This window comes from Streptomyces sp. NPDC052396 (assembly GCF_044593195.1).
Taxonomy (GTDB): domain Bacteria; phylum Actinomycetota; class Actinomycetes; order Streptomycetales; family Streptomycetaceae; genus Streptomyces.
Map to the genome: position 1 here is coordinate 456703 of NZ_JBIUAW010000001.1, position 22142 is coordinate 478844.

A 22142-nucleotide genomic window follows, 5' to 3' on the forward strand; every position below is an offset into this window, starting at 1 on the left:
CCCCAAGGGGCCCGGGCGTCCATGCCTGTCAGTGCGAGCGATTACGCGTCGCCACCGGCCGCACCGGGGTCGGCGGCCGCGACATCCAGCAGCTGGTACCGGTCGATCGCCTGCTTCAGCACGGAGCGGTCGACCTTCCCCTCCTTGGCCAGCTCGGTCAGCACCGCCACCACGATCGACTGGGCGTCGATGTGGAAGAAGCGCCGCGCCGCGCCACGGGTGTCCGCGAAGCCGAAGCCGTCCGCACCCAGCGACTGGTACGTACCCGGCACCCAGCGCGCGATCTGGTCCGGAACCGCCCGCATCCAGTCGGACACGGCCACCTTCGGGCCCTCGGCACCGGCGAGCTTCTTGGTGACATACGGAACCTGCTGCTCCTCCTCCGGGTGGAGCAGGTTGTGCTCCTCCACCGCGATGGCGTCCCGGCGCAGCTCGTTCCAGGAGGTCGCCGACCAGACGTCGGCCTTGACGTTCCACTCCTCGGCCAGCATCCGCTGGGCCTCCAGGGCCCACGGCACGGCCACACCGGAGGCGAGGATCTGCGCCGGGATGGCGCCCTTGTCGCCCGCCCGGTAGCGGTACAGACCCTTGAGGATGCCGTCGGCGTCCACGTTCTCCGGCTCGGCCGGGTGCTGGATCGGCTCGTTGTAGACGGTGAGGTAGTAGAAGATGTCTTCCGCGTTCTCGCCGTACATCCGGCGCAGACCGTCCTGCACGATGTGCGCGATCTCGTAGCCGAACGCCGGGTCGTACGCCACGACCGCCGGGTTGGTGGAGGCCAGCAGGTGCGAGTGACCGTCGGCGTGCTGGAGGCCCTCACCCGTCAGGGTGGTGCGACCCGCGGTGGCGCCCAGGACAAAACCGCGCGCCAGCTGGTCGGCCATCTGCCAGAACTGGTCACCGGTGCGCTGGAACCCGAACATCGAGTAGAAGACATAGATCGGGATCAGCGGCTCGCCATGCGTGGCATAGGCGGAACCCGCGGCGATCAGCGAGGCGGTGCAGCCCGCCTCGGAGATGCCGTCGTGCAGCATCTGACCGGTCGGCGACTCCTTGTACGCCAGCAGCAGCTCGCGGTCCACGGCCTCGTACTGCTGGCCCAGCGGGTTGTAGATCTTCGCCGAGGGGAACAGCGAGTCCATGCCGAAGGTGCGGTACTCGTCCGGGGCGATCGGGACGAAGCGCTTGCCGATCTCCTTGTCCCGCATCAGGTCCTTCAGCAGGCGGACGAAGGCCATGGTGGTGGCGATCGACTGCTGGCCGGAGCCCTTCTTGATCGGCGCGTAGGCCTTGTCGCCCGGCAGGTTCAGCGGCTTGGCGCGCACCACGCGGGTCGGTACATAGCCGTCCAGCGACTTGCGCCGGTCGTGCATGTACTGGATCTCTTCCGAGTTCCGGCCCGGGTGGTAGTACGGCGGCAGACCGGACTCCAGCTCCTTGTCGGCGATCGGGATGTGCAGCCGGTCGCGGAAGCGCTTGAGGTCCTCGACGGTCAGCTTCTTCATCTGGTGGGTCGCGTTGCGGCCCTCGAAGTTGGGGCCGAGCGTCCAGCCCTTGACCGTCTGCGCCAGGATCACCGTCGGCTGGCCCTTGTGCGCCTTGGCCGCCGCATAGGCCGCGAAGATCTTGCGGTGGTCGTGACCGCCACGGCCCAGGTGCAGGATCTGGTCGTCGGTCATGTTCTCGACCATCTTGCGCAGGCGCTGGTCGTCGCCGAAGAAGTGCTCGCGGATGTACGCGCCGGTCTCGGTGGCGTACGTCTGGAACTGGCCGTCCGGCGTGCTGTTGAGCTTGTTGACCAGGACGCCGTCGCGGTCCTGGGCCAGCAGCGGGTCCCAGGAGCGGTCCCACACCAGCTTGATCACGTTCCAGCCGGCGCCGCGGAACTGCGACTCCAGCTCCTGCATGATCTTGCCGTTGCCGCGCACCGGGCCGTCCAGGCGCTGCAGGTTGCAGTTGACCACGAAGGTCAGGTTGTCCAGGCCCTCACGGGCGGCCAGGGACAGCTGGCCGAGCGACTCCGGCTCGTCCATCTCGCCGTCGCCCAGGAACGCCCAGACGTGCGACTTGGAGGTGTCGGCGATGCCGCGGGACTCCATGTAGCGGTTCATCCGGGCCTGGTAGATCGCACCGAGCGGGCCAAGGCCCATGGAGACGGTGGGGAACTCCCAGAAGTCCGGCATCAGCCGCGGGTGCGGGTAGCTGGACAGGCCGTAGGGAGCCTTGGACTTCTCCTGGCGGAAGGCGTCCAGCTGCTGCTCGGACAGTCGGTCCAGCAGGAAGGCGCGCGCGTAGACACCCGGGGAGGCGTGGCCCTGGAAGAAGATCTGGTCGCCGCCGTCGCCGCCGTCCTTGCCGCGGAAGAAGTGGTTGAAGCCCACGTCGTACAGCGAGGCGGAGGAGGCGAAGGTGGCGATGTGACCGCCGACGCCGATGCCCGGGCGCTGGGCGCGCGAGACCATCACGGCGGCGTTCCACCGGGTCGCGTTGAGGATCTTGCGCTCGATCTCCTCGTTGCCGGGGAAGAACGGCTCGTCCTTGGTCGCGATGGTGTTGACGTAGTCCGTGCTGCGCATCTCGGGAACGGCGACGCGCTTCTCGCGGGCCCGCTCGATCAGGCGAAGCATGAGGTAGCGAGCACGTTCCCGGCCTCGCTCATCGACGGCTGCGTCGAGCGAGTCGAGCCATTCCTGGGTCTCTTCGGGATCGAAGTCCGGGACCTGGCTGGGAAGGCCGCCAATGATGATCGGGTTGCGATCGGATCCGGAAGCCACGCTGTTCCTTCGCTGTTCGGTCGTGTCGTGCTCTGCACGCGAATGTTGCTGCGCACGCGGTCAAAACGTCTCCGCTGATGTCGCACCGGCTCCCATCGTGGACCGCGGCGACGCAAACGTCATCTCTACTGGGCGGTAACCACCACTCGTGAGATGAAGTACCGGAGAGCGGCCTCCTTGCGGCGGCCAAATCGCAACCTTACGCCCCCTATGGGGGTCCCTCGCGTACGGCCGTTCGGCCCCGGGGGCGGTAATCCCAGGGAGTAACTTCATAAAGCAGGCAAACGCTGTGTTGTGAATCACTGGCCGCCCCTGTTCCGTGGTTGGAGATGCCATGAGACGTCAACGTTTGGGCGGGATCGCTGAGCGGGTACTTGCGCGATCCGTCCGTCACGTGTGGACTACGCTCCATGCCTCGCGTACGCGGGGCGGCAAGGCACTTCTCGAAAGATGACAGGAGGCACTCAGTGAGCGCGACCGCGGACCACGCGGAGGATCGGACCAATCCCGCCGCAAGGCTGGGTTTCGAGCCCGGACAGGTGGTCCAGGAGATCGGCTACGACGACGACGTCGATCAGGATCTCCGTGAAGGCATCGAGTCCCTCATCGGCCAGGACCTCGTTGACGAGGACTACGACGACGTGGCCGACGTCGTCGTCTTGTGGTTCCGGGACGAGGACGGAGACCTCACGGACGCGCTGGTGGATGCCATCGGTCTGCTCGAGGACGCCGGCACCGTCTGGCTGCTGACGCCCAAGACCGGGCGTGACGGCTACGTCGAGCCGAGTGACGTCCAGGACGCGGCGCAGACCGCGGGGCTCAGCCCGGCCAAGAGCATCAGCGTCGCCAAGGACTGGAGCGGCACCCGCCTGAAGTCGGGCAAGCGCTGATCGCAGTCACGGCCGGCGCCGGCCGGCGGTACTTCTCCGCGCCCCCCGCGGCCCTCACCGGGCCCCGCGGGGGGCGCAGTGCGTCGCGTCCGGCCGGTGCCCGCCGCCGGACGGCCCCGCGGGCAGTGACAGACTGGGGCGCGCCGACAGGCTCCATGACCAGAGAGGGTGTTTCCCATGGCTGTCGCCGTAGGTGAAAAGGCACCGGACTTCGCGCTGAGGAACCAGCACGGCGAGACCGTCCGGCTCTCCGACTTCCGTGGGGAGAAGGCCGTTGTGCTGCTCTTCTACCCCTTCGCCTTCACCGGTGTGTGCACCGGCGAACTCTGCGCGCTGCGCGATGAGTTGCCCGCCTTCGTCAATGACGACGTCCAGCTGCTCGCGGTCTCCAATGACGCGCCCTTCTCGCTGCGCGTCTTCAGCGAGCAGGAGCGCCTGGAGTACCCGCTGCTCTCCGACTTCTGGCCGCATGGCGAGGTCAGCCGTGCCTATGGCGTCTTCGACGAGGAGAAGGGCTGCGCGCTGCGTGGCACCTTCATCATCGACAAGGACGGGGTGGTGCGCTGGACGGTCGTCAACGGCCTGCCCGACGCGCGTGACCTGAACGAGTACGTACGGGCGCTCGGCGCGCTCTGAACGCGCCCGGGGGACCGTCGAGCGCGTCCGACGCCTCGCACAACCCCCCTGGAAGCACGACGTTCGGTACCGGCGGGAACCCCGTCCCGGCCTCCGCACGTTGATCGGAGGCCATCGCAACAACAGGGGGCGCGGTTCCCGTCCGCCCTCTTCGAATCAGTGGAGGATCCGTGGGAGTCAGTCTCAGCAAGGGCGGCAACGTCTCGCTGACCAAGAGCGCCCCCAACCTGACCGCCGTCATAGTTGCTCTCGGCTGGGACGCGCGCACCACCACCGGTGCGGACTTCGACCTGGACGCCAGCGCGCTGCTGACCGGCGAGCAGGGCAAGGTCGTGTCCGACCAGCACTTCGTCTTCTTCAACAACCTCAAGAGCCCCGACGGCTCGGTGGAGCACACCGGTGACAACCTCACCGGTGACGGCGAGGGTGACGACGAGGTCATCAAGGTCAACCTGGCGGCCGTGCCGGCCGAGGTGCAGAAGATCGTGTTCCCGGTCTCCATCTATGACGCCGAGGCTCGCCAGCAGAGCTTCGGCCAGGTGCGCAACGCCTATATCCGGGTGGTCAACCAGGCCGACAACACCGAGCTGGCCCGTTACGACCTCAGCGAGGACGCCTCCACCGAGACCGCCATGGTCTTCGGTGAGCTCTACCGCAACAACGGCGAGTGGAAGTTCCGGGCCATCGGCCAGGGCTACGCCTCCGGCCTGCGCGGCATCGCCCAGGACTTCGGGGTCAACGTCTGAGGACGCCCGTTTGCCTGACGGATCGTCAGGGTTCCTGACGGTCCGGGTCCGGCGCCGCGCCTCCGTATGCCCGGAGGCGCGGCGCCGGGCGCATGGCGGCCACCGGCCGCCGCACCGTCATCAACCCCGGGGAGGAACAAGACCATGGGCGTCACGCTCGCCAAGGGAGGCAATGTCTCCCTCTCCAAGTCCGCGCCGAACCTGACCGCCATTGTGGTCGCCCTCGGCTGGGACGCCCGCACCACCACCGGTGCGGACTTCGACCTGGACGCCAGCGCGCTGCTCTGTGCCTCGGGCCGGGTGCTGGGCGACCAGTACTTCGTCTTCTACAACAACCTCCGGAGCCCGGAGGGTTCGGTGGAGCACACCGGTGACAACTTGACCGGTGAGGGCGAGGGTGATGACGAGACCATCCTGGTTGACCTCACCAGGGTGCCGCCCGCCTGCGACAAGATCGTGTTCCCGGTCTCCATCCATGAGGCCGACCTCCGCGGACAGAACTTCGGCCAGGTCAGCAACGCCTATATCCGGGTGGTCAACCAGGCCGACGGCAGCGAACTGGCCCGGTACGACCTCAGTGAGGACGCCTCCAGCGAGACGGCGATGATCTTCGGTGAGGTCTACCGCTATGGCGGCGAGTGGAAGTTCCGCGCCGTGGGCCAGGGGTATGCGTCCGGACTCCGGGGTATCGCCCTGGACTTCGGGGTCAACGTTTCCTAAAGCCCGATACTGTTCAGGGTAAAAGCCCCTCGGACAGTGAAGGATTGGTTTAGCCCGTGCTCCTGAAAACTTTCGGCTGGTCGTTCGCCATCACGGCGATGGGCCTTGCCGCCGCCGGCCTGCTCTGGGGGTGGCAGGGGCTGGCGATCGTCGCGATCCTGTCGGTCCTGGAGATATCCCTCTCGTTCGACAACGCGGTGATCAACGCCGGAATCCTGCGCAAGCTCAACACCTTCTGGCAGCGGATGTTCCTCTCGGTGGGCATCCTGATCGCGGTCTTCGGCATGCGGCTGGTCTTCCCGGTGGTCATTGTGGCCATCACCGCCAAGCTGGGACCGATCGAGGCGGTCCGGGTCGCACTCAACGACCATGACCGCTATGAGCACTTGGTCACCAGCGCCCACCCCGCCATCGCCGCCTTCGGCGGGATGTTCCTGCTGATGATCTTCCTCGACTTCCTCTTCGAGGAGCGGGAGATCCAGTGGCTGGGCCCGCTGGAGCGTGCCATGGCCAAGCTGGGCAAGGTGGACGCCCTCTCGGTGATCGTCTCCCTGGTGGTGCTGATCGTCGCGGCCACCACCGTGGCCACCTCGGTTCCGGTGCACGACGGTTCGGGGACGGTCGACAAGGCGGCCACGGTGCTGCTGGCCGGCATCGGCGGTCTGGTCACCTACCTGGTCGTCGGCGGTGTCTCCGGCTTCTTCGAGGAGCGGCTGGAAGGCGACGAGGAGGAGGACGAGGCGGCGCGGCCGAAGAACGGCACCGGCGCGGCCCTGGGGCTGGCCGGCAAGGCCGCCTTCTTCACCTTCCTCTATCTGGAGGTCATCGACGCCTCGTTCTCCTTCGACGGCGTCATCGGGGCCTTCGCCATCACCAATGACATCTTTGTGATGGCCCTGGGTCTGGGCATCGGCGCGATGTACATCCGCTCGCTGACGGTCTTCCTGGTCCGCAAGGGCACCCTGGACGACTACGTCTATCTGGAGCATGGCGCGCACTATGCGATCGGTGCGCTGGCCGTCATCCTGCTCGCCACCATCAAGTACGAGATCAACGAGGTCATCACCGGCCTCGTGGGTGTGGTGCTGATCGGCCTGTCCTTCCTGTCCTCGGTGCGGCGCAACAAGCTGGCGGCGACGGACCCGGACGGGGCGGCGAAGCAGGAGGTCACATCCGGGGTGTGACCCCGGCACATTTGCGGAACCCTCTGATCGGGGCGGCCATGGGCATCAGCTCGCGGCCGCCCCGCGGCAGTTGGGCCACGACAAGAGGGTGGGGATCCGCAGATGACCGCGTGGGAGAGGCTGTTCGGCAACTGGGGGCGCGGAGCGGGCTGGCAGTTCGACAGCCCGCATATGAGCGGCGCCATCGAGCTGACGAAGCGTCACTCGGTGTACTCGCTGACCAAGCAGGGCGCCGTCACCGGCAACCTGCGGGTCAACCTGTCCTGGCGGATGCGCACTTCGGACTTCGGTGAGAAGCCCCGGCAGCCCGGGGCGCGCGGCCTGTTCCGCAAGTTCACCCCCGATGTGGTGCAGGCGCAGGGCACCGCCATGGTGTCGGTGGACCTCGACCTCGCCTGCATGTATGAGCTGTGGGACGGGTCAAAGGGCGTGGTGCAGCCGCTGGGAAACATACTGGGCAGCATCAACGCTCCACCGTATGTCCAGCTCAGCGGGGACGACCGGTTCGGGTCCGGGGCCGGTGAGGACATCTACATCAACATGGACCACCGGGATGAGATCAAGCGACTGCTGATCTTCGTCTATATCTATGACGGCACCCCGGCCTTCGACCGTACCCATGCCACGGTCACCCTCTATCCCGGCAACGGCCCGCGGATAGAGATCCCGCTGCACGAACGGGCCCCGGAGGCGCGCTCCTGCGCGGTGGTGATGATCGAGAACAATAAGAAGGAGATCGTCCTCCGCCGTGAGATGAAGTATGTCTACGGCTTCCAGGCCGAGTTGGACCGGCTCTATGGCTGGGGTCTGCAGTGGGGGAGGGGCTACAAGAGCAACGTTTAGGGGCGCCCCGGCAGGGGCGCGGGACGGCTGCCTTATGCGGCTCCGCCGCGTGGGACGCAGCCGCTCACCCCGGCAGGAACTGCGGCCCCTGCGGCGGCAGCCGGAACGCCGGGTCCGGCGCGGTGCGCTGGTGCGGGTAGCCATAGGCGGGCTGCGGGTAACCGTAAGCCGGCTGCGGATACCCGTACCCGGCCGGGGCGTTCTGTGCGGGCACGGCCGGCGGTACGGCCGGCGGGGGCGGGTACACCGGCGTGCCCGGCTGGGTCACGGCTGACGCGGACGGTGCGGCCGGCGCGGGCGCCTGAGCCGGCTGCCCGGCGTCCGGGCCCGGCTCCGCCGCAGGGGCCGACGCCGAGTCCTCCACCGAGATCCCGAACTCCGTGGCCAGCCCCTCCAGCCCCGACGCATAGCCCTGCCCCAGCGCCCGGAACTTCCAGCCCTCGCCCCGCCGGTAGAGCTCGCCACAGATCATGGCGGTCTCCTCACCGGTCTCCGCGCGCACCTCGAAGCGGGCCACCGGCTCGTCCCCGGCACCCGCCCGGGCCGTGTCATAGAGCAGTACGCACAGGTCCTTGACCAGCCCGAACGAGCCGCCGTCCGCCGAGGCGGCCAGCACCACCCGGCGTACCGACCCGTCCAGGGCCGACAGATCGGCCTCCAGGGAGTCGGTCAGCCCCTCGGTCAGCCGTGCCTTGGGCAGATGGCGGACCAGGCCGGAGGGGTGCCGGGGCTGGTTGTAGAACACAAAGTCCTCGTCCGAGCGCACCCGGCCGTCCTCGGCCAGCAGCAGGGCGGAGGCGTCCACGTCCGGGATGCCCGGGCCGGGGGTCCAGCGCAGTACGGCCCGTACCGCCCGGGCCGTGAGCGGGATGTTGGACCCCTTCTGCATGGCGTGCGTCATGCCGCAATCCTGCCCTCCCGGCCCGGTCCCGGACAACGCGGGGCCCGGCCCGTAGCGAAGACAACTCAACCGCGCCGCTGCTTTTCCACTCCTTGGGGAACTCTTGACCGGTCGCCGAGCGTACGATGAACGGCCACTTTGGTGTCCCGGCGGGTCCGCGAGGCCGCGTCGCGGTGAAACGGGGAGAACAGTGCGGCACTTCGACCATCTCGCACCCGGGGTGCGGAAGGATCTATTCCATAGCGAACCCGGGGAGTTCGGCCCGCACTCCGCGCTGCCCACCCTGGCCGTCGCTCTGGGTGCCACGCTCTACAGCCCCGCCACCCGCCCCGGTCTGGCCCAGGACATCCTGCGGCGGGCGGCGGGCGGGGTGGTGTCCATGGTGCTGTGCCTGGAGGACTCCATCTCCGACCGGGAAGTGGCCGAGGCGGAGCACAATCTGGTCCGCCAGCTCACCGAGCTGGCCACCGCCCCGGCCGCCCCGCCCCTGCTCTTCATACGGGTCCGCGAACCGGAGCAGATAGGCGACCTGGCGCGCCGGCTCGGCCCCGCACTGGGGCTGTTGTCCGGCTTCGTCCTGCCGAAGTTCACCGAGGACCGTGGCCTGCCCTTCCTGGAGGCGCTCACCGAGGCCGAAGCCGCCCATGGGCAGCGGCTGTTGGCCATGCCCGTCCTGGAATCACCCGAACTGCTCCACCTGGAGACCCGCGCCGAGACCCTGGCCGGCATCGCCCGTGCCGTAGCGAAGTACCGCGAGCGGGTGCTGGCGCTACGGCTGGGGGTGACCGACTTCTGTGCCGCCTATGGACTGCGCCGGGCGCCCGATATGACCGCCTATGACGTCCAGTTGGTGGCCTCGGTGATCGCCGATGTGGTCAATGTGCTGGGCCGCGCGGACGGCAGCGGCCTGACCATCACCGGACCGGTGTGGGAGTACTTCCGCCCCCATGAGCGGATGTTCAAACCCCAGCTGCGCCGCAGCCCCTTCGCCGGGCCCGCCGACGCGCTGCGCACCGCCCTGATCGCCCATGACCTGGACGGCCTGCTCCGTGAGCTGGAGCTCGACCGCGCCAACGGCCTGCAGGGCAAGACCTGTATCCATCCCTCGCATGTGGCACCGGTCCATGCGCTGTCGGTGGTCAGCCATGAGGAGTTCAGCGATGCGCGGGACATCCTGCGCTCGGCGCGGGACGGCGGCGGAGTGCTGCGTTCCGCCTACACCAACAAGATGAACGAGGCCAAGCCGCACCGGGCTTGGGCCGAGCGCACCCTGCTGCGCGCCGAGGTCTTCGGCGTGGCGCGCGAGGACGTGGGCTTTGTGGAACTGCTGGCGGCGAGCGTCGGACAGCCGGCATGAGGAGGGGCGACGGCATGGTGTGGCCGGGTCAGTGGGTGGCGGACCGGCTCGGAGTGCGGCTGACCGGCGACGCCCGGCTGCCGGAGCTGCTGGGCCTCGCCCTGCGGCGCAATCCCCGGCGGGCCCATCTGCTGGTCTCCACGGTGCTGGGCAAGCATGTACCGCAACGCCCGGACGTCATCCGGCGGGCCGGCCTGGAACTGGGCGCCCGGGTGGGCGAGTTGCTCGGTCCGGCCGCCGATGCCGTGGTGCTGGGCTACGCGGAGACCGCGACGGGGCTGGGCCACTGTGTGGCGGACGGCCTGGGTTCCGCCCGGTATCTGCACTCCACCCGGCGGGCGGTGCCGGGGATGACACCGGTCGGCGGTTTCGAGGAGGAGCACAGTCATGCCACCTCGCATCTGCTGCTGCCGTCCGACCCGGGTCTGCTGACCGGCGCCGGGCCATTGGTGCTGGTGGACGACGAGCTCTCCACGGGGCGTACGGTGCGCAACACCATCGCGGCACTGCATGCCGGGGCGCCACGGGAGCGGTATGTGGTCGCCGCGCTGGTGGACGTACGGGACGCGGCCGACCGCGCCGAACTGGCCGCGTTCGCGGCGGAGCTGGGCGCGCGGGTGGATGTGGTGGCGCTAGCCACGGGTGAGGTCGCCCTGCCGGACGATGTGCTGGAGCGCGGCAGCGCGCTGGTCTCCGAGCAGGAGCGTGCCCATCGCGCGCCGTCGCCGTCCGGGGACGCGCCGGCGCCCCCGGTTCCGGGAAGGGGCGGGACCGAGGACGCGACCGCCCCACGCGTAGAGCTCGACTGGCCCGCCGGTCTCCCCGACGGCGGCCGCCATGGCTTCACCCCCGCTCACCGCGAGCTGCTGGAAGCCGCGCTGCCGGACCTGGCGCGACAGCTGGCAACCGCGCTCGGGGGCCCGGCCGAAGACCGGGAACCCGCACCCGCGAACGGCGACGGCGCGCAGCCCCACCGCATCCTCCTGCTCGGCACCGAAGAGCTGATGTACACCCCCCTCCGCCTGGCGGAGGAGCTCCAACACCGGCTCCCCCAGGCGGAGATACGGTTCTCCACCACCACCCGCTCACCGGTCGTGCCCATCGGCCACCCCGGCTACGCCATCCGCTCCCGCCTCACCTTCCCCGCCCATGACGGCTCCGAAGGCGAGCGCTACGCCTACAACATCGCGGACCCGGACACCCGTTTCGACGCCATCGTCACCCTGGTCGACGACACCGCCGACACCCCCCGACTGCACGCCCCCGGCGGCCTCCTGACCACCCTCGCCGCACATACCGCAAAGGTGCTGCTCGCCGTGATCCCCTCGTACCGCCCGCGCCCACGCCCCGAACCCCTGCGTGGCCCGGCCTTCTCCTCCTATGACCCCGAGGACGTCGGCTGGCTGCTCCAGGACCTCTCCCGGCTGACCCTGGAGGCACCCACCGAGGAACGGGAGGAGGCCATCCAGAGCGGCGGCGCCCACTACGCCGAGTCGCTGCCCATGGAGTACCAGCCCAGCGAGCGCTACCAGGCGCTCTACCGCGAGGCACTGGACGCCTCGGCCACCCGCGTCGCCCAAGCCGTGGGCACCGTCACCGAAACCGTGCTCGCCGAACGGTCCCGGCGGCCCGTCCTGGTCTCCCTGGCCCGGGCCGGCACCCCGGTCGGCATCCTGATGCGCCGCTGGGCCCGGCACGCCCACGGCCTGGACCTGCCGCACTACGCCGTCTCCATCGTCCGCGGCCGCGGCATCGACACCGCCGCCCTGCGCTGGCTGGCCGGCCACCACGACCCCGCCGATGTGGTCTTCGTGGACGGCTGGACCGGCAAGGGCGCCATCACCCGCGAACTGGCCCAGGCCCTGCGCGGCACCCCCTTCGACCCACGGCCGGCCGTGCTCGCCGACCCGGGCCACTGTGTGGAGACCTATGGCACCCGGGACGACTTCCTGATCCCCTCCGCCTGCCTCAACTCCACCGTCTCCGGCCTGATATCGCGCACCGTGCTCCGGCCCGACCTGGTCGGCCCGGATGACTTCCACGGCGCCAAGTTCTACCGGGAACTGGCCGGAGCCGATGTCTCCCGCTCCTTCCTGGAGACCGTCACCGCCCGCTTCCCGGACGTCCACGAGGAGGTCACCCTGGCCGTCAAGAAGCTGGCCGCCGCCGACCGCACCCCCACCTGGAGCGGCTGGGCCGCCGTGGAGCGGATCAGCGAGGAGTACGGCATCGGCGACACCAACCTGGTCAAGCCCGGCGTCGGGGAGACCACCCGGGTCCTGCTGCGCCGGGTCCCCTGGAAGATCCTGGCCCGGCGCGGCGCCGGGACCGAACTCGGCCATATCCGGCTGCTCGCGGAACAGCGGGGCGTCCCGGTGGCCGAGGTGGACGGTCTCCCGTACAACTGCGTGGGCCTGATCCACCCCCGCTACACCAGGGGCGCCACCGGCGCCGACGGCCAGGCGGTGCGCGACCGGTGAGCGTACTCGTCGCCAGCGACCTGGACCGCACCCTGGTCTACTCCGCCGCCGCCCTGGGCCTGACCATGCCCGACACCCAGGCCCCCCGCCTGCTCTGTGTGGAGACCTACCGGCAGCGGCCGCTGTCCTACCTCACCGAGACCGCCGCCGTCCTGCTGGCCCAACTGGCCCGCACCGCACGCTTCGTACCCGCCACCACCCGCACCCGCGAGCAGTACGCCCGCATCCGGCTGCCCGGCCCCGTCCCCGAGTACGCGGTCTGCGCCAACGGCGGGGAACTGCTGGTGCACGGCGAACCGGACCCCGCCTGGCGGGCCGGGGTAAACGGCGCACTGGCCGAGGGCTGCGCCCCGCTGGCCGAGATGCGCGCCCGGCTGCTGCACGGCGCGGACCCCTCCTGGCTGCTCAAGGAGCGCACCGCCGACGGCCTCTTCGCCTATCTGGTGGTCGACCGGGAACGGCTGCCCGCCGCCTGGCTGGCGGAGCTTGTCCACTGGGCCGGTGAACGCGGCTGGAAGGTGTCCCTCCAGGGCCGCAAGGTCTATGCGGTGCCCCGGCCGCTCACCAAGAGCGCCGCCGTGGCCGAGGTGGTCCGCCGCACCGGGGCCACCCGGCTGCTGGCGGCCGGCGACTCCCTGCTGGACGCGGAGCTGCTGCTGGCCGCGGACCAGGGCTGGCGGCCCGGACACGGCGAACTGGCGGCCACCGGCTGGACGGCGCCCCGGGTCACCGCGCTGGAGACCGGCGGGGTACTGGCGGGCGAGGAGATCCTCAGATCGTTCCTGGCGGCGGCCCGCCGGGACGTAACCTCAAAGGGTCACTGAGCAGTTGGGAACCGAGGAGGCCCGATGGCCGCAGGAAAGAGCCACTGGCTCGACCCCGAGCTGTACGCCTATGTACTCGCCCACAACCCGGAGCCGGACCCGGTGCAGCGCGAGCTGATCGACACCACCCGGGCCCGCTTCCCCGGCGTAGCGGGCAAGCAGATCCCGGTGGAACAGGGGCCGCTGCTGGCCCTGTTGGTACGGCTCACCGGTGCCCGGCACCTGGTCGAGGTGGGCACCTTCACCGGACTGTCCGCCCTGGCCATGGCCCAGGCGCTGCCCGCCGACGGCAAGTTGATCACCCTGGACATATCCGAGGAATGGACCGGGCCCGCCCATGACGCCTGGGCCAAGGCCGGGGTGGCCGACCGCATCGAACTGCGGATCGGCCCCGCCCTGGACTCCCTGCGCGTCATGCCCGCCGAGCCGCATATCGACCTGGCCTTCCTGGACGCTAACAAGGACGGCTATATCGGCTACTGGGAGGAGCTGGTGCCCAGACTGCGGCCCGGCGGACTGCTGGTGGTGGACAACGTCCTGTTCCACGGCACCGTCCTGGACCCCTCGGGCGGCGACCCGATGGGCGCCGCCGTCCGGGCCTTCAACGCACATGTCAGGGCCGACGGCCGGATGGAGAGCGTCCTGCTCCCCGTCGCGGACGGCCTGACCCTGGCCCGCAAGCGCGGCTGAACTCAGCCGCAGCAGCCGCCCCCGCAGCAACCCCCGCCGGACGGAGCCGACTTGGCCGGTCCCGCGGTGCCGGTGACCGCGACCGTGGAGAGCAGCTTCACGGTGTCCGTGTGCCCTTCGGGGCACACGGCGGGCGCCGAGGACTCGGCCATCGGCCGGTTGAGCTCAAAGGTGTCACCACAGGCCTTGCAGCGGTATTCGTAACGAGGCATGCCGGGCAGCATAACCGCCGCCCCGTAAGGGGCGCGGGGCCGATGCTCAATGCGGCTCCGCCGCGTGGGCGCGACCAGCCACCGACGGCCCGCACCCAGAAGACATGGCCTAACGGGCGGAGCCCCCACGCTCTTCCCGGATCCGCTGCACCACCCCGGCGGCAGCCGCCCGCACCGCCTCCAGCTCGGTGAGGAAGCGCCACCAGTCCGGATGCCGCCCCTCCAGGGCCGTCACCGCCGCCTCCAGCCGGGCCACCGCCTCGTCCAGCGGGCCCGCATCGCGCGGATCGGGGGTGCTGCGGCCCGCCATCGCCAGCCGCTGGGCGTCCCGCAGCGCGAACCGGGTCCGCTCCACCTCCTGCCGGTGGTCGGCCGACACCGCGTCCAGCTGCCGCAGCCGGTCACCGGCCGCCGACACCGCGGTATCGGTGTCGGCCAGCAGCGTACGCACCGTGGCCAGCAGCGAGGTGGCATCCGCCCAGCGCTGCTCCTGCCGGGCCGTACGGGCCTCGCGCAGCGTCTCCTCCGCCCGGCGCACCGCCCGCTCGGCCTGCTCCGGCACCTGCTGGAGGTCCTGCCAGCAGGCCAGGCTGTAGCGGCGGCGCAGCTCGCTGAGCACCGGGGCGACGCCCGCGGCCCGGGTGCTGATCGCCTGGGCCCGGGTGGCCAGGGACACCAGCCGCTTGTCGATCTCGGCGGCCCGCTGCGGCAGTTGCTCCGCCTCGGCACCGATGGCCTCCGCCTCGCGCAGCACCTGCTCGGCGCGGGCGACGGTCTGCCGCACCCCGTGCTGCCCGGCCCCCTGGTTGAGCCTGGTCAGCTCCGGTCCCAGCGCGGCCAGCCGGGCCGCGAGCTCATCGGCCCGCAGCCCCGAAGCCCGCACCGCGTCCAGCGCGTTGCTCGCCGCCAGCAGCCCCTGCCGGGCCCGCTCCACCGCCGGAGCCACCCGGGCCAGCTCCTGCTCGGCCCGGGCCAGCAGCGGACCCAGCCCCTGCCCGAACCGCTCCAGATCGGCCTTGACGCCCAGCAGCTCGTCCCGGGCCCGGCTCAGCTCGGCGCGCGCCCGTGCGGCGGCGGCCCCGTCCAGGTCCTCCCGCTCCAGATCATGGGCGTCCACCGTGTCGATATACGCGCCCGAGACCTGATCGATCCGCGCCCCATAAGCCTCGAAGTCGGCCGCGGCCTTGCGGGCCGCCGGCGAACCGTCCACCGCGGTGATGGTCTCGATGGAGATCCGCAGCTCCCGCTGGGCGGTGTCCAGCTCGTAGAAGGCCGCGGCCGCCGCGTCCTTGGCCGCCTGTGCCTCGGCCCGCTGGCCCTCGCCGCGCCCCCAGCCCCAGCGGCGCGTCCCGCCGCCGGCGAAGGCGGCCGAGGAGGCCATCGCCAGCAGCGGCAACGGCAGCACCACCAGGGCGAGGGTCTCCCGTACCGCTCGTACCGACCGCGCCAAGGTAGCCGTCACGCGCCGCCTGCCTCTCCCGTTGCTCTCCCCAGGCCCGGAGCCATTCTCCCATCCGCCCGGCGAGAGCCCGAGGGCCGGTCAGCCGGCGCTGTCCAGGGTGACCGCGCCATTGTCGGTGTGCACGGACACCGCGTGCGGGCTGTCGTCGTCCCGCTTGACGCCGATCTTCACCCTGCCGTTGTGGCTGCCCGCGTCCACCTGGTACTTGCCCTCCGGCAGGGTGACCTTGACCTCGCCGTTGTGGCTGCTCGCCGTGACCCGGTCCGCCGCCCGGTTCAGCGTCAGCCGGATCCGCCCGTTGTCGGACTCCGCCCGCACCTGCCGGGCGTCCAGCCCCTCGCCCGTCACCTCGCCATTGCCGGACCGCAGGTCCACACCGCCCTTGATGTCCTGGGCCACGATCCGCCCATTGTGCGAGGTCACCCGCACATCGCCGGCCAGGTTCCGCACCGTGACCTTGCCGTTGTCGTCCTTCACCACGACCGCCACCCCACGCGGCACCTCGATCCGGTGCCGGCTCTGGCAGTCATGGCTGATCCCGCCGCAGTGCTCCCGCAGCTTGAGCGTCCCCTGGTCCATCTCCCAGGCCGCCTTGGTCTCCCCGCCCATCGACCACCCGGCGAACCACCGGGTGACCTGCACATCCTTGCCGCTCCCCGGCACCAGCTGAAGCTCCGAGTTGTCCGAGTCCACGGTGAGCGTCCGCCCACTGAGCGCGAACGCCCGGTGCTCCGCCTTGGCCTTGTCCAGATCCGCCGACCCACATCCGGCAACGGCTACCGCCGCGAGAGCGACACCACCGGCCAGCAGCGTCAGTCGGGCGGCACGGGCGAGGCGAGGCATGGTCATCTCCGTCTTCGGCGGGACTTCGTTACGTCCCTCACTGTATGGAGTTGATCAAGCCCCCCGCGATCCTGCCCGCTACCGCCTTGGGGGTAGGGATAACCCCCGGTACCGGTTTCTGTATCGGTACCCGTATCGGTTTGCGGGGAGGCGGGCGGGGCCATGTAGGCTGTCCTCTCCACCCGGGTGCATAGCTCAGCGGTAGAGCGCTGCTCTTACAAAGCAGATGTCGCTGGTTCGATCCCAGCTGCGCCCACCGGTGCGGAGGCCTCCAGTCTTGATCGGCTGGGGGCCTTTCCCTTTTCAGGGGCGCGCCCATTCAGTTGCTAGGTGGCAGGTAGTCGGTAGGCCAGTACATATGCGTCAGCAGACATGACCGTGTCACAGATTTCGACGGCCCGGTCCTCGGTGTCGTACGCGGTGCGGATCAGGCGGATGACGGGTACGCCGGAGGCGAGCTGGAGCTCCTTGACCTCCGCCGGAGTTGGCATCGTTGCGCGAAGCTCCTCGTCGAAGTGGTCCAGCCGGTGCCCGAGTTCCTCAAGTCGTGCGTAGATCCCGCCGGGCCCCGGGTTCGGTTCGGCGATCGGTGTCCCGCGCGCGATGTCGAGAGGGATGTACGAGATAGCAATCTCGATCGGCCGTCGGTCGAGCAGATAACGGCGCCGACGGGCCAACACCCTGCGCGCTCCACCAAGTCGGGCGGCGACATCAGCTGACGCGCGCTCTTCCCGCACCTCCAACCGGTCCACCTCGGGGTGGCTGCCCGCAGTCTCCGCCTCCACGGTAAAGGCGGACTTACCCTGTTCCCGATGCCGCCGGGCAAACCGGTCGGATGCCAGACGACGCACGGGTGGCCGCGACCGGACGAAGACACCCTTGCCGTGCTCGGCCAGTACCAGCCCTTCACCCTGAAGGGTGGACAGCGAGTTGCGCACCGTCATCCGTGAGACGGAGTAGTGCTCCACCAACTCGGCCTCCGAAGGTAGCTTTTCGCCTGCTTGAAGTTGGCCCTTGCAGATGGCTTCCCGCAGTTGGTCGGCGATCTGGCGGAACACCGCGCGATCGCTGGTGGGATCCAACGCTCCGAGCAAACCGGAGGGAAGGGCGGCCATGAGCATGCACTCCTTTGAGTGTCTAGACGAGTAGTTGAGTCCGGTTGCTACGGTGGAGAGCCTAGTCAGCCAAAGGGGACCGAGGAACGTGAGCACAGAGCGCCCCCATTCCGTGAGCGTCGCCGGGATCATCGTGGACGACCAGGGCCGCGCGCTGCTGATCAAGCGGCGGGACAACGGCCGCTGGGAGCCGCCCGGCGGCGTACTGGAGGCTGGCGAGACCATCCCCGATGCTCTTGAGCGCGAAGTGCTCGAAGAGACCGGAATCAAGATCGCTACCCCGGCGGTCCTGACCGGCGTGTACAAGAACATGACCGGCCTGATCATCGCCCTCGTCTTCCGCTGCGAAGCGATCGACGGGAACCCGACCACGGGCGCCGAGACCCGCGAACTGCGCTGGGTGACGCGCGACGAGGTCATAGAGCTCGCCGACGAGGCATACGCCATACGCGTCCTGGACGCCCTTGACGCAGCAACCCCGCCGGCCGTCCGGGCCCACGACGGCGTGAAACTCGTCTAACCGAATCCCACTGTCCATAGCGTCCCACCAGCGCAAAGGAACTTGTATGGATGAGTATACGAGCTGTCCGCGATTCTGGGGGCTCACTTGCCCAGGTTCGGCAGAAGAAGTTGGCCGCGTCCGGCGCTGGGCCCGTGACGTCCTGCGGCACTGCGCCTGCGTCGATGACGTCGCCGTGATCGTGAGCGAGCTGAGCACCAACGCCGTCATGCACACCGACAGCGGCGAGGGGTACTTCCACGTAGTCCTGACCCTCTCGGAGCGGGTGGTCGCCGTCTCCGTCATGGACTCGGGCGGAGCCGCAGACGCACCAATCGCTGAGCGCGCGGAACCGACAGCCACCAACGGGCGCGGCCTCGCCCTGGTCGCCGACCTCGCGACCCGCCTGGCGGTCCGCCGGAACGAAGAAGGGCACACGGTGACCGCCGAACTTCTCCTGCCGACGAGCACCCAGGGAGACGCCCGATGAAGAACCCCTCCGGAGCCCGCTTGCAGACCGGCTACTGGTGCGAATGCACGGTCTCCACCATCGACAGCGAGCAAGGCCCCATGGCCGTCACGGCTTTCGGCGCCGGCAGTGCCTCGGAGGCAGTCGTCGGTGTCATTGTGGCGATGCAGAGGCTGATGCCCGACTCTGCCGCGGAGCAAGCCGAAGCGGCACGGGCTTCGTTCGACAGGGCCCTGGCCACGCACTCACTCATCGGCGGACACGCCTGCGCCTACACCGTGACCCGAGGTGACATGCGAGTCAACTGGACCTTGCGGCCAGTGCTGTTCCTCCCACTCGCCCACGGCCCGAGGCGCAACACCCCATCATGCTCCGCCCCCCTCGCCACGTACCTCTTCTCACCGCCCGCCGTCTGTCGGGGAGTTGAGTAACAACCTTCTCTACGAGTTCAAGGCGGCTCGCTCCGCTCACCGCGCGCGGCCCGGCCCCCGGCCGGGCCTGCGCTCATGTCTCCACCCCGCCCCAGCCCGGCCAGCGCCCGTGCCGCGCGCACAGCAATCAGCCGCCTGAGGCCAGAGAAGGGGTACATCGTGGCTGGGTCGGCTCCACGGCTTTCGGAGTCACTTTGGCGCGAGCCTCGAAGATCATGGCCCTAACGTCGTGCTTTACCGGGCAGGTCCACAGACTGCCCGACGCGCCGCAAGCTTACGGGGCCGTGATCACTCGCGCCGAAGCAGCGCCACCCCCAAAGCCGCTACGCCGACCTCACTCTGCGCCCAAGCCCGCGTGCCCGAGTTTTTCCAGATCAAGCACCGGCGATCGCCGCAACTCATCCCTAAAGAGGGTGCTCTTCAGTTTTTTGAGCGTCTTCGCCTTGCCGCTGAGCCTGAAAGTCCACTGGTCATCTGACCATCCGCCCCCGTCACAGTCGCAGGCACGCCATCTGCCTCTGCACCACAAGCGCACCAGATCGAGCGAGGAACAGCGGGAAATCACGATGAAAGCGACCAGCCGAGACGGGGCCACGCTCGGACCGTACACCCAGGTCAACGACCGCACCGACCCAAGTGATCGCAGCTTCTCAAGCTGAGGACTCCGGCGCCGCGGCCACGCATCGGCTGTCGTGGATTGCTCTGGTCGACGGCATCAGCAGCGTGGCTGAGCCCCGTGGGGTACAGCGAGACATGCGCGCGCCTGATCGGTCGGCGCACCCGCCATCGTGGCTGACTTTCGTCAGCTGAGGTTCAGGCACGGGTCCGCCGAACGCCGGTGCACGCGATCAGCCTCCCGCCGTCTTCGGTCAGAAACAGCATGAAGGTCCAGGAGCCATCGGTAGCCCTGATCTGCCCCAGACGAACCGGCTGTGGATGCCGGCCGAGCAGTTCCACGGCGCATGCCAGGTTCTTGGTCTCGATTCCCCGGCGGCGCGTGTGCCGCAGCCGGCGTCCATAGACAAGGGCTAGCGACTCAGCAGACGCAGTCCCCTCCCAGAGCACGTGGGAACCGCTGCAGCGGAGCGCAGCCAGAGCGGCCACGGACGCCTCGTCGTCGCCAACCAGCAGCCGTTCGAGTACTTCCCGCTCCACGCCGCCCACCCCCACCAGGATCCTGCTGTACAGCAGCCGGATAAAGCAACCACAGCAACCGGCCCCACTCCGTAGCGTCCCAGTGCAGCCGAAGGGCGACCTGTATGACCGTCCGTGACCGATCTCTTTAGAGCTACGGATCAGAAGGTCGCGCCAGGTAGAGACAGTCTGGCCCTGTGCCAGGTCGTCTCAGTTTCCGTCTCATCCAGCTACGTTCACCGCCATACAGACGGGCCCGTCGCCAGCGACCAGCCCAGCCCTCGTTCGCCATGAACGCAGGTGAACGGCCACGGCCGCACCCTGCTTCTTCACCAACAGACTTGGAAAGCGTGCACATCGAAGAGATGCTCCGGATGTACTGACCGCGTACGCGTGGGGCCCGGATGCCGCCTGCCATGCGCCCTCGGCTACGACTGCACGGCCACGCACGCTGGTTGTCGACAGGTGGCGCTGGACTACCGGGGGTTGACAGTGGGCGAGTGGAAGCAAGGGAAGTGCGGTTGGCCAACGGCGGCCGGCCGTCGTTGCCGGCCAGTAACCGCGCGCTTCGGCCGTCGTCTCACCCATTCCCGGGTCGGCGGCCGAAGCGGGCTCACGTCCGAGCACTATCCGACAGAGGAGGCAAGGCGTGACAACCGTTCGCGAACGACCCGTCCTTGATGCAGGAACACTGGTCAGTGACGAACTGCGGGAGACCATCGCGTCTGACGTCCGGGCCAAGTACGGACACATCACGGCTGATGTGGCCGGCCGGGGCGTGGGACAGATGCTGGCGTTCCTCGCCGCCAGCGCCGCCACCGACAAGCCGCTCAGTCCGTCTCCCTTGGTAGACGACTTCTGGCACGCGTTCGTCCTGCGCACCAAGGACTACGCCGACTTCTGTCAAGCGGCATTCGGCAAGTTCGTTCACCACCAGCCTGGGTTCCTCAGCCGCGAGGAACACGGTGGCGGAAAGGCACTTCGCGCCCGGACCGTGGAGGCCATCATGGCGGCCGGGTACGCGGTGGATCTGGAGTTCTGGCCTGAGCTGGAGATCGCCGACTGTTCGCAGTGCCACGCCAACTGCCACAACAGCCCGGTGCAGAACATCGCCCAGGCTGGTTGAGCACGGCAGACGTTGAAGCCAGCCGTCCCCGGGAGGGGCGGCTGGCCACCCTTGGCCAACGACGGGAGAGCATGTGACCGACACGACCACCACCGCATGGGACACCTACGCTCGCAAGAAGCCGGGTGGCCGTCGGTTGACGAACGCCAAGGGCGAGACGACCTGGTTCAACTGGACTCAGTACCCCGACCACGGCCCGGGCGCTGAAGTCCTCGGGGCGGAGCGGAGCAGCCCCATTCTGGAGTTGGGGTGCGGCACGGGCGGTAACCTCGCCCACCTCGCCACCATCGGTCATCGCGCGGTCGGGCTGGATGTCTCCCCCGTGCAGCTCGATGCGGCCCGGGAACGGTGGGGTGAACTCACCGGGCTCGAACTCCACCAGCGGGAGGCGCTCGACTTCATGAGCGATACCGAGGAGCGGTTCGACGCGGTGTTCTCCGTGTTCGGAGCGGTCTGGTTCACTGATCCGGAGCAGATGCTCCCCGCCGTGCGCGACGTACTCAGACCCGGTGGAGTCCTGGCCTTCTCCCAGCGGCCGCCCGTGGAAGGCTGCTACGGCTGTCAGGCGTCCTATATCAATCAGGCTGACGATCCGAACCCCCTGGTCGTCAAGCGCTGGGACTACACCGCCGAAAAGTGGGTCGCCCAACTGGATCAGCATGGGTTCCGTGACCCACTGGCCATCGAGATTCCGGCCCCCGAGGGGTGGACGACCGGGACACTCCTGGTCCGAGCCATGGCTCCGGCCGGCCCCTCCTGAGCCGCAGCATGCCGTACACATTCGGTACATATGCCCCCCTGATCGG

The 22142-nt window shown here is 69.3% G+C and carries 21 protein-coding genes and 1 tRNA gene; 15 read left to right on the plus strand and 7 right to left on the minus strand.

Annotated elements, in window-relative coordinates:
- Positions 1-41: 41 nt before the first annotated feature.
- The gene (aceE, locus tag ACIHFE_RS02215) at positions 42-2774 is read right to left on the minus strand and encodes a pyruvate dehydrogenase (acetyl-transferring), homodimeric type (protein ID WP_400103646.1); all 2733 of its coding nucleotides are present in this window, start codon (positions 2772-2774) and stop codon (positions 42-44) included.
- Positions 2775-3241: 467 nt separating this feature from the next.
- On the opposite strand from aceE, the gene ACIHFE_RS02220 reads away from it, so the two are divergent.
- The 6 genes from ACIHFE_RS02220 (at position 3242) to ACIHFE_RS02245 (ending at position 7793) form a co-directional block, all read left to right on the plus strand.
- Positions 3242-3664, plus strand: a complete 423-nt coding sequence (locus ACIHFE_RS02220; RefSeq protein WP_400103649.1) for a DUF3052 domain-containing protein — start codon at positions 3242-3244, stop codon at positions 3662-3664.
- Between the two features lie 177 nt (positions 3665-3841).
- Positions 3842-4300: a peroxiredoxin gene (locus ACIHFE_RS02225; protein ID WP_400103651.1), complete on the plus strand. Its 459-nt coding sequence runs from the start codon at positions 3842-3844 to the stop codon at positions 4298-4300.
- A gap of 170 nt (positions 4301-4470) precedes the next feature.
- A complete protein-coding gene (locus tag ACIHFE_RS02230) occupies positions 4471-5046 on the plus strand; it encodes a TerD family protein (protein WP_400103653.1) in 576 nt (191 codons plus the stop codon).
- A 144-nt stretch (positions 5047-5190) separates the two neighbouring features.
- Positions 5191-5766 carry a TerD family protein gene (locus tag ACIHFE_RS02235; RefSeq protein WP_400103654.1) on the plus strand — a complete coding sequence of 192 codons (576 nt, stop codon included), beginning with the start codon at positions 5191-5193 and terminating at the stop codon, positions 5764-5766.
- A gap of 56 nt (positions 5767-5822) precedes the next feature.
- Complete coding sequence (locus ACIHFE_RS02240) at positions 5823-6950, plus strand: DUF475 domain-containing protein (protein WP_400103656.1); 1128 nt, start codon at positions 5823-5825, stop codon at positions 6948-6950.
- A 102-nt stretch (positions 6951-7052) separates the two neighbouring features.
- Positions 7053-7793 (plus strand): Tellurium resistance, encoded by a 741-nt coding sequence (locus ACIHFE_RS02245; RefSeq protein WP_400103658.1) that lies wholly within the window; start codon positions 7053-7055, stop codon positions 7791-7793.
- A gap of 64 nt (positions 7794-7857) precedes the next feature.
- Here the strand turns inward: ACIHFE_RS02245 and ACIHFE_RS02250 are convergent, their stop codons facing one another.
- Complete coding sequence (locus ACIHFE_RS02250; RefSeq protein WP_400103660.1) at positions 7858-8694, minus strand: TerD family protein; 837 nt, start codon at positions 8692-8694, stop codon at positions 7858-7860.
- 190 nt (positions 8695-8884) lie between these two features.
- Between ACIHFE_RS02250 and ACIHFE_RS02255 the strand changes: the two genes are divergently transcribed.
- Genes ACIHFE_RS02255 through ACIHFE_RS02270 form a run of 4 tightly spaced genes read left to right on the plus strand, consistent with a single transcriptional unit; the run spans position 8885 to position 14045 of the window.
- Positions 8885-10051: an HpcH/HpaI aldolase/citrate lyase family protein gene (locus ACIHFE_RS02255; RefSeq protein ID WP_400103662.1), complete on the plus strand. Its 1167-nt coding sequence runs from the start codon at positions 8885-8887 to the stop codon at positions 10049-10051.
- A 14-nt stretch (positions 10052-10065) separates the two neighbouring features.
- The gene (locus ACIHFE_RS02260) at positions 10066-12531 is read left to right on the plus strand and encodes a phosphoribosyltransferase (RefSeq protein ID WP_400103664.1); all 2466 of its coding nucleotides are present in this window, start codon (positions 10066-10068) and stop codon (positions 12529-12531) included.
- Positions 12528-13355, plus strand: a complete 828-nt coding sequence (locus ACIHFE_RS02265; RefSeq protein WP_400103666.1) for an HAD family hydrolase — start codon at positions 12528-12530, stop codon at positions 13353-13355. The genes ACIHFE_RS02260 and ACIHFE_RS02265 overlap by 4 nt, the downstream gene beginning before the upstream one ends.
- Positions 13356-13379: 24 nt before the next feature.
- Positions 13380-14045, plus strand: coding sequence for an O-methyltransferase (locus ACIHFE_RS02270; RefSeq protein WP_400103668.1), 666 nt, complete (start codon positions 13380-13382; stop codon positions 14043-14045).
- Between the two features lie 2 nt (positions 14046-14047).
- On the opposite strand, the gene ACIHFE_RS02275 is transcribed toward ACIHFE_RS02270, so the two are convergent.
- The 3 genes from ACIHFE_RS02275 to ACIHFE_RS02285 form a co-directional block, all read right to left on the minus strand.
- Entirely contained in the window at positions 14048-14257 is a 210-nt protein-coding gene (locus ACIHFE_RS02275; protein WP_400103670.1) for a zinc ribbon domain-containing protein, read from the minus strand.
- Between the two features lie 109 nt (positions 14258-14366).
- Entirely contained in the window at positions 14367-15638 is a 1272-nt protein-coding gene (locus tag ACIHFE_RS02280) for a hypothetical protein (RefSeq protein ID WP_400104393.1), read from the minus strand.
- 159 nt (positions 15639-15797) lie between these two features.
- On the minus strand, positions 15798-16562 hold the full coding sequence (locus ACIHFE_RS02285) for a DUF4097 family beta strand repeat-containing protein (RefSeq protein WP_400103672.1): 765 nt from the start codon (positions 16560-16562) through the stop codon (positions 15798-15800).
- Between the two features lie 184 nt (positions 16563-16746).
- Between ACIHFE_RS02285 and ACIHFE_RS02290 the strand changes: the two genes are divergently transcribed.
- Positions 16747-16818: transfer RNA gene (locus tag ACIHFE_RS02290), tRNA-Val, on the plus strand.
- Positions 16819-16888: 70 nt separating this feature from the next.
- Here the strand turns inward: ACIHFE_RS02290 and ACIHFE_RS02295 are convergent.
- Positions 16889-17677, minus strand: a complete 789-nt coding sequence (locus ACIHFE_RS02295; RefSeq protein WP_400103674.1) for a GntR family transcriptional regulator — start codon at positions 17675-17677, stop codon at positions 16889-16891.
- A 112-nt stretch (positions 17678-17789) separates the two neighbouring features.
- Here ACIHFE_RS02295 and ACIHFE_RS02300 point away from each other — a divergent pair, with 112 nt between their 5' ends.
- Positions 17790-18197 carry an NUDIX hydrolase gene (locus ACIHFE_RS02300; RefSeq protein ID WP_400104394.1) on the plus strand — a complete coding sequence of 136 codons (408 nt, stop codon included), beginning with the start codon at positions 17790-17792 and terminating at the stop codon, positions 18195-18197.
- A 46-nt stretch (positions 18198-18243) separates the two neighbouring features.
- On the plus strand, positions 18244-18666 hold the full coding sequence (locus ACIHFE_RS02305; protein WP_400103676.1) for an ATP-binding protein: 423 nt from the start codon (positions 18244-18246) through the stop codon (positions 18664-18666).
- A gap of 1223 nt (positions 18667-19889) precedes the next feature.
- Here ACIHFE_RS02305 and ACIHFE_RS02310 read toward each other — a convergent pair.
- Positions 19890-20240, minus strand: a complete 351-nt coding sequence (locus tag ACIHFE_RS02310) for a hypothetical protein (protein WP_400103678.1) — start codon at positions 20238-20240, stop codon at positions 19890-19892.
- Positions 20241-20859: 619 nt separating this feature from the next.
- Between ACIHFE_RS02310 and ACIHFE_RS02315 the strand changes: the two genes are divergently transcribed.
- Both ACIHFE_RS02315 and ACIHFE_RS02320 read left to right on the plus strand, forming a co-directional pair.
- Positions 20860-21336 (plus strand): glycine-rich domain-containing protein, encoded by a 477-nt coding sequence (locus ACIHFE_RS02315; RefSeq protein WP_400103680.1) that lies wholly within the window; start codon positions 20860-20862, stop codon positions 21334-21336.
- 73 nt (positions 21337-21409) lie between these two features.
- Positions 21410-22096, plus strand: coding sequence for a class I SAM-dependent methyltransferase (locus tag ACIHFE_RS02320; RefSeq protein WP_400103682.1), 687 nt, complete (start codon positions 21410-21412; stop codon positions 22094-22096).
- Positions 22097-22142 lie beyond the last annotated feature (46 nt).

What these genes read in the sequence shown, in the direction of transcription:
- ACIHFE_RS02235 (WP_400103654.1), top strand. Translation starts at nt 5,191, where the DNA reads ATGGGCGTCACGCTCGCCAAGGGAGGCAATGTCTCCCTCTCCAAGTCC.
- ACIHFE_RS02250 (WP_400103660.1), bottom strand. Translation starts at nt 8,694, where the DNA reads ATGACGCACGCCATGCAGAAGGGGTCCAACATCCCGCTCACGGCCCGG.
- ACIHFE_RS02260 (WP_400103664.1), top strand. Translation starts at nt 10,066, where the DNA reads ATGGTGTGGCCGGGTCAGTGGGTGGCGGACCGGCTCGGAGTGCGGCTG.
- ACIHFE_RS02285 (WP_400103672.1), bottom strand. Translation starts at nt 16,562, where the DNA reads ATGCCTCGCCTCGCCCGTGCCGCCCGACTGACGCTGCTGGCCGGTGGT.
- ACIHFE_RS02270 (WP_400103668.1), top strand. Translation starts at nt 13,380, where the DNA reads ATGGCCGCAGGAAAGAGCCACTGGCTCGACCCCGAGCTGTACGCCTAT.
- ACIHFE_RS02295 (WP_400103674.1), bottom strand. Translation starts at nt 17,677, where the DNA reads ATGGCCGCCCTTCCCTCCGGTTTGCTCGGAGCGTTGGATCCCACCAGC.
- ACIHFE_RS02280 (WP_400104393.1), bottom strand. Translation starts at nt 15,638, where the DNA reads ATGGCCTCCTCGGCCGCCTTCGCCGGCGGCGGGACGCGCCGCTGGGGC.
- ACIHFE_RS02275 (WP_400103670.1), bottom strand. Translation starts at nt 14,257, where the DNA reads ATGCCTCGTTACGAATACCGCTGCAAGGCCTGTGGTGACACCTTTGAG.
- ACIHFE_RS02225 (WP_400103651.1), top strand. Translation starts at nt 3,842, where the DNA reads ATGGCTGTCGCCGTAGGTGAAAAGGCACCGGACTTCGCGCTGAGGAAC.
- ACIHFE_RS02305 (WP_400103676.1), top strand. Translation starts at nt 18,244, where the DNA reads ATGGATGAGTATACGAGCTGTCCGCGATTCTGGGGGCTCACTTGCCCA.
- ACIHFE_RS02245 (WP_400103658.1), top strand. Translation starts at nt 7,053, where the DNA reads ATGACCGCGTGGGAGAGGCTGTTCGGCAACTGGGGGCGCGGAGCGGGC.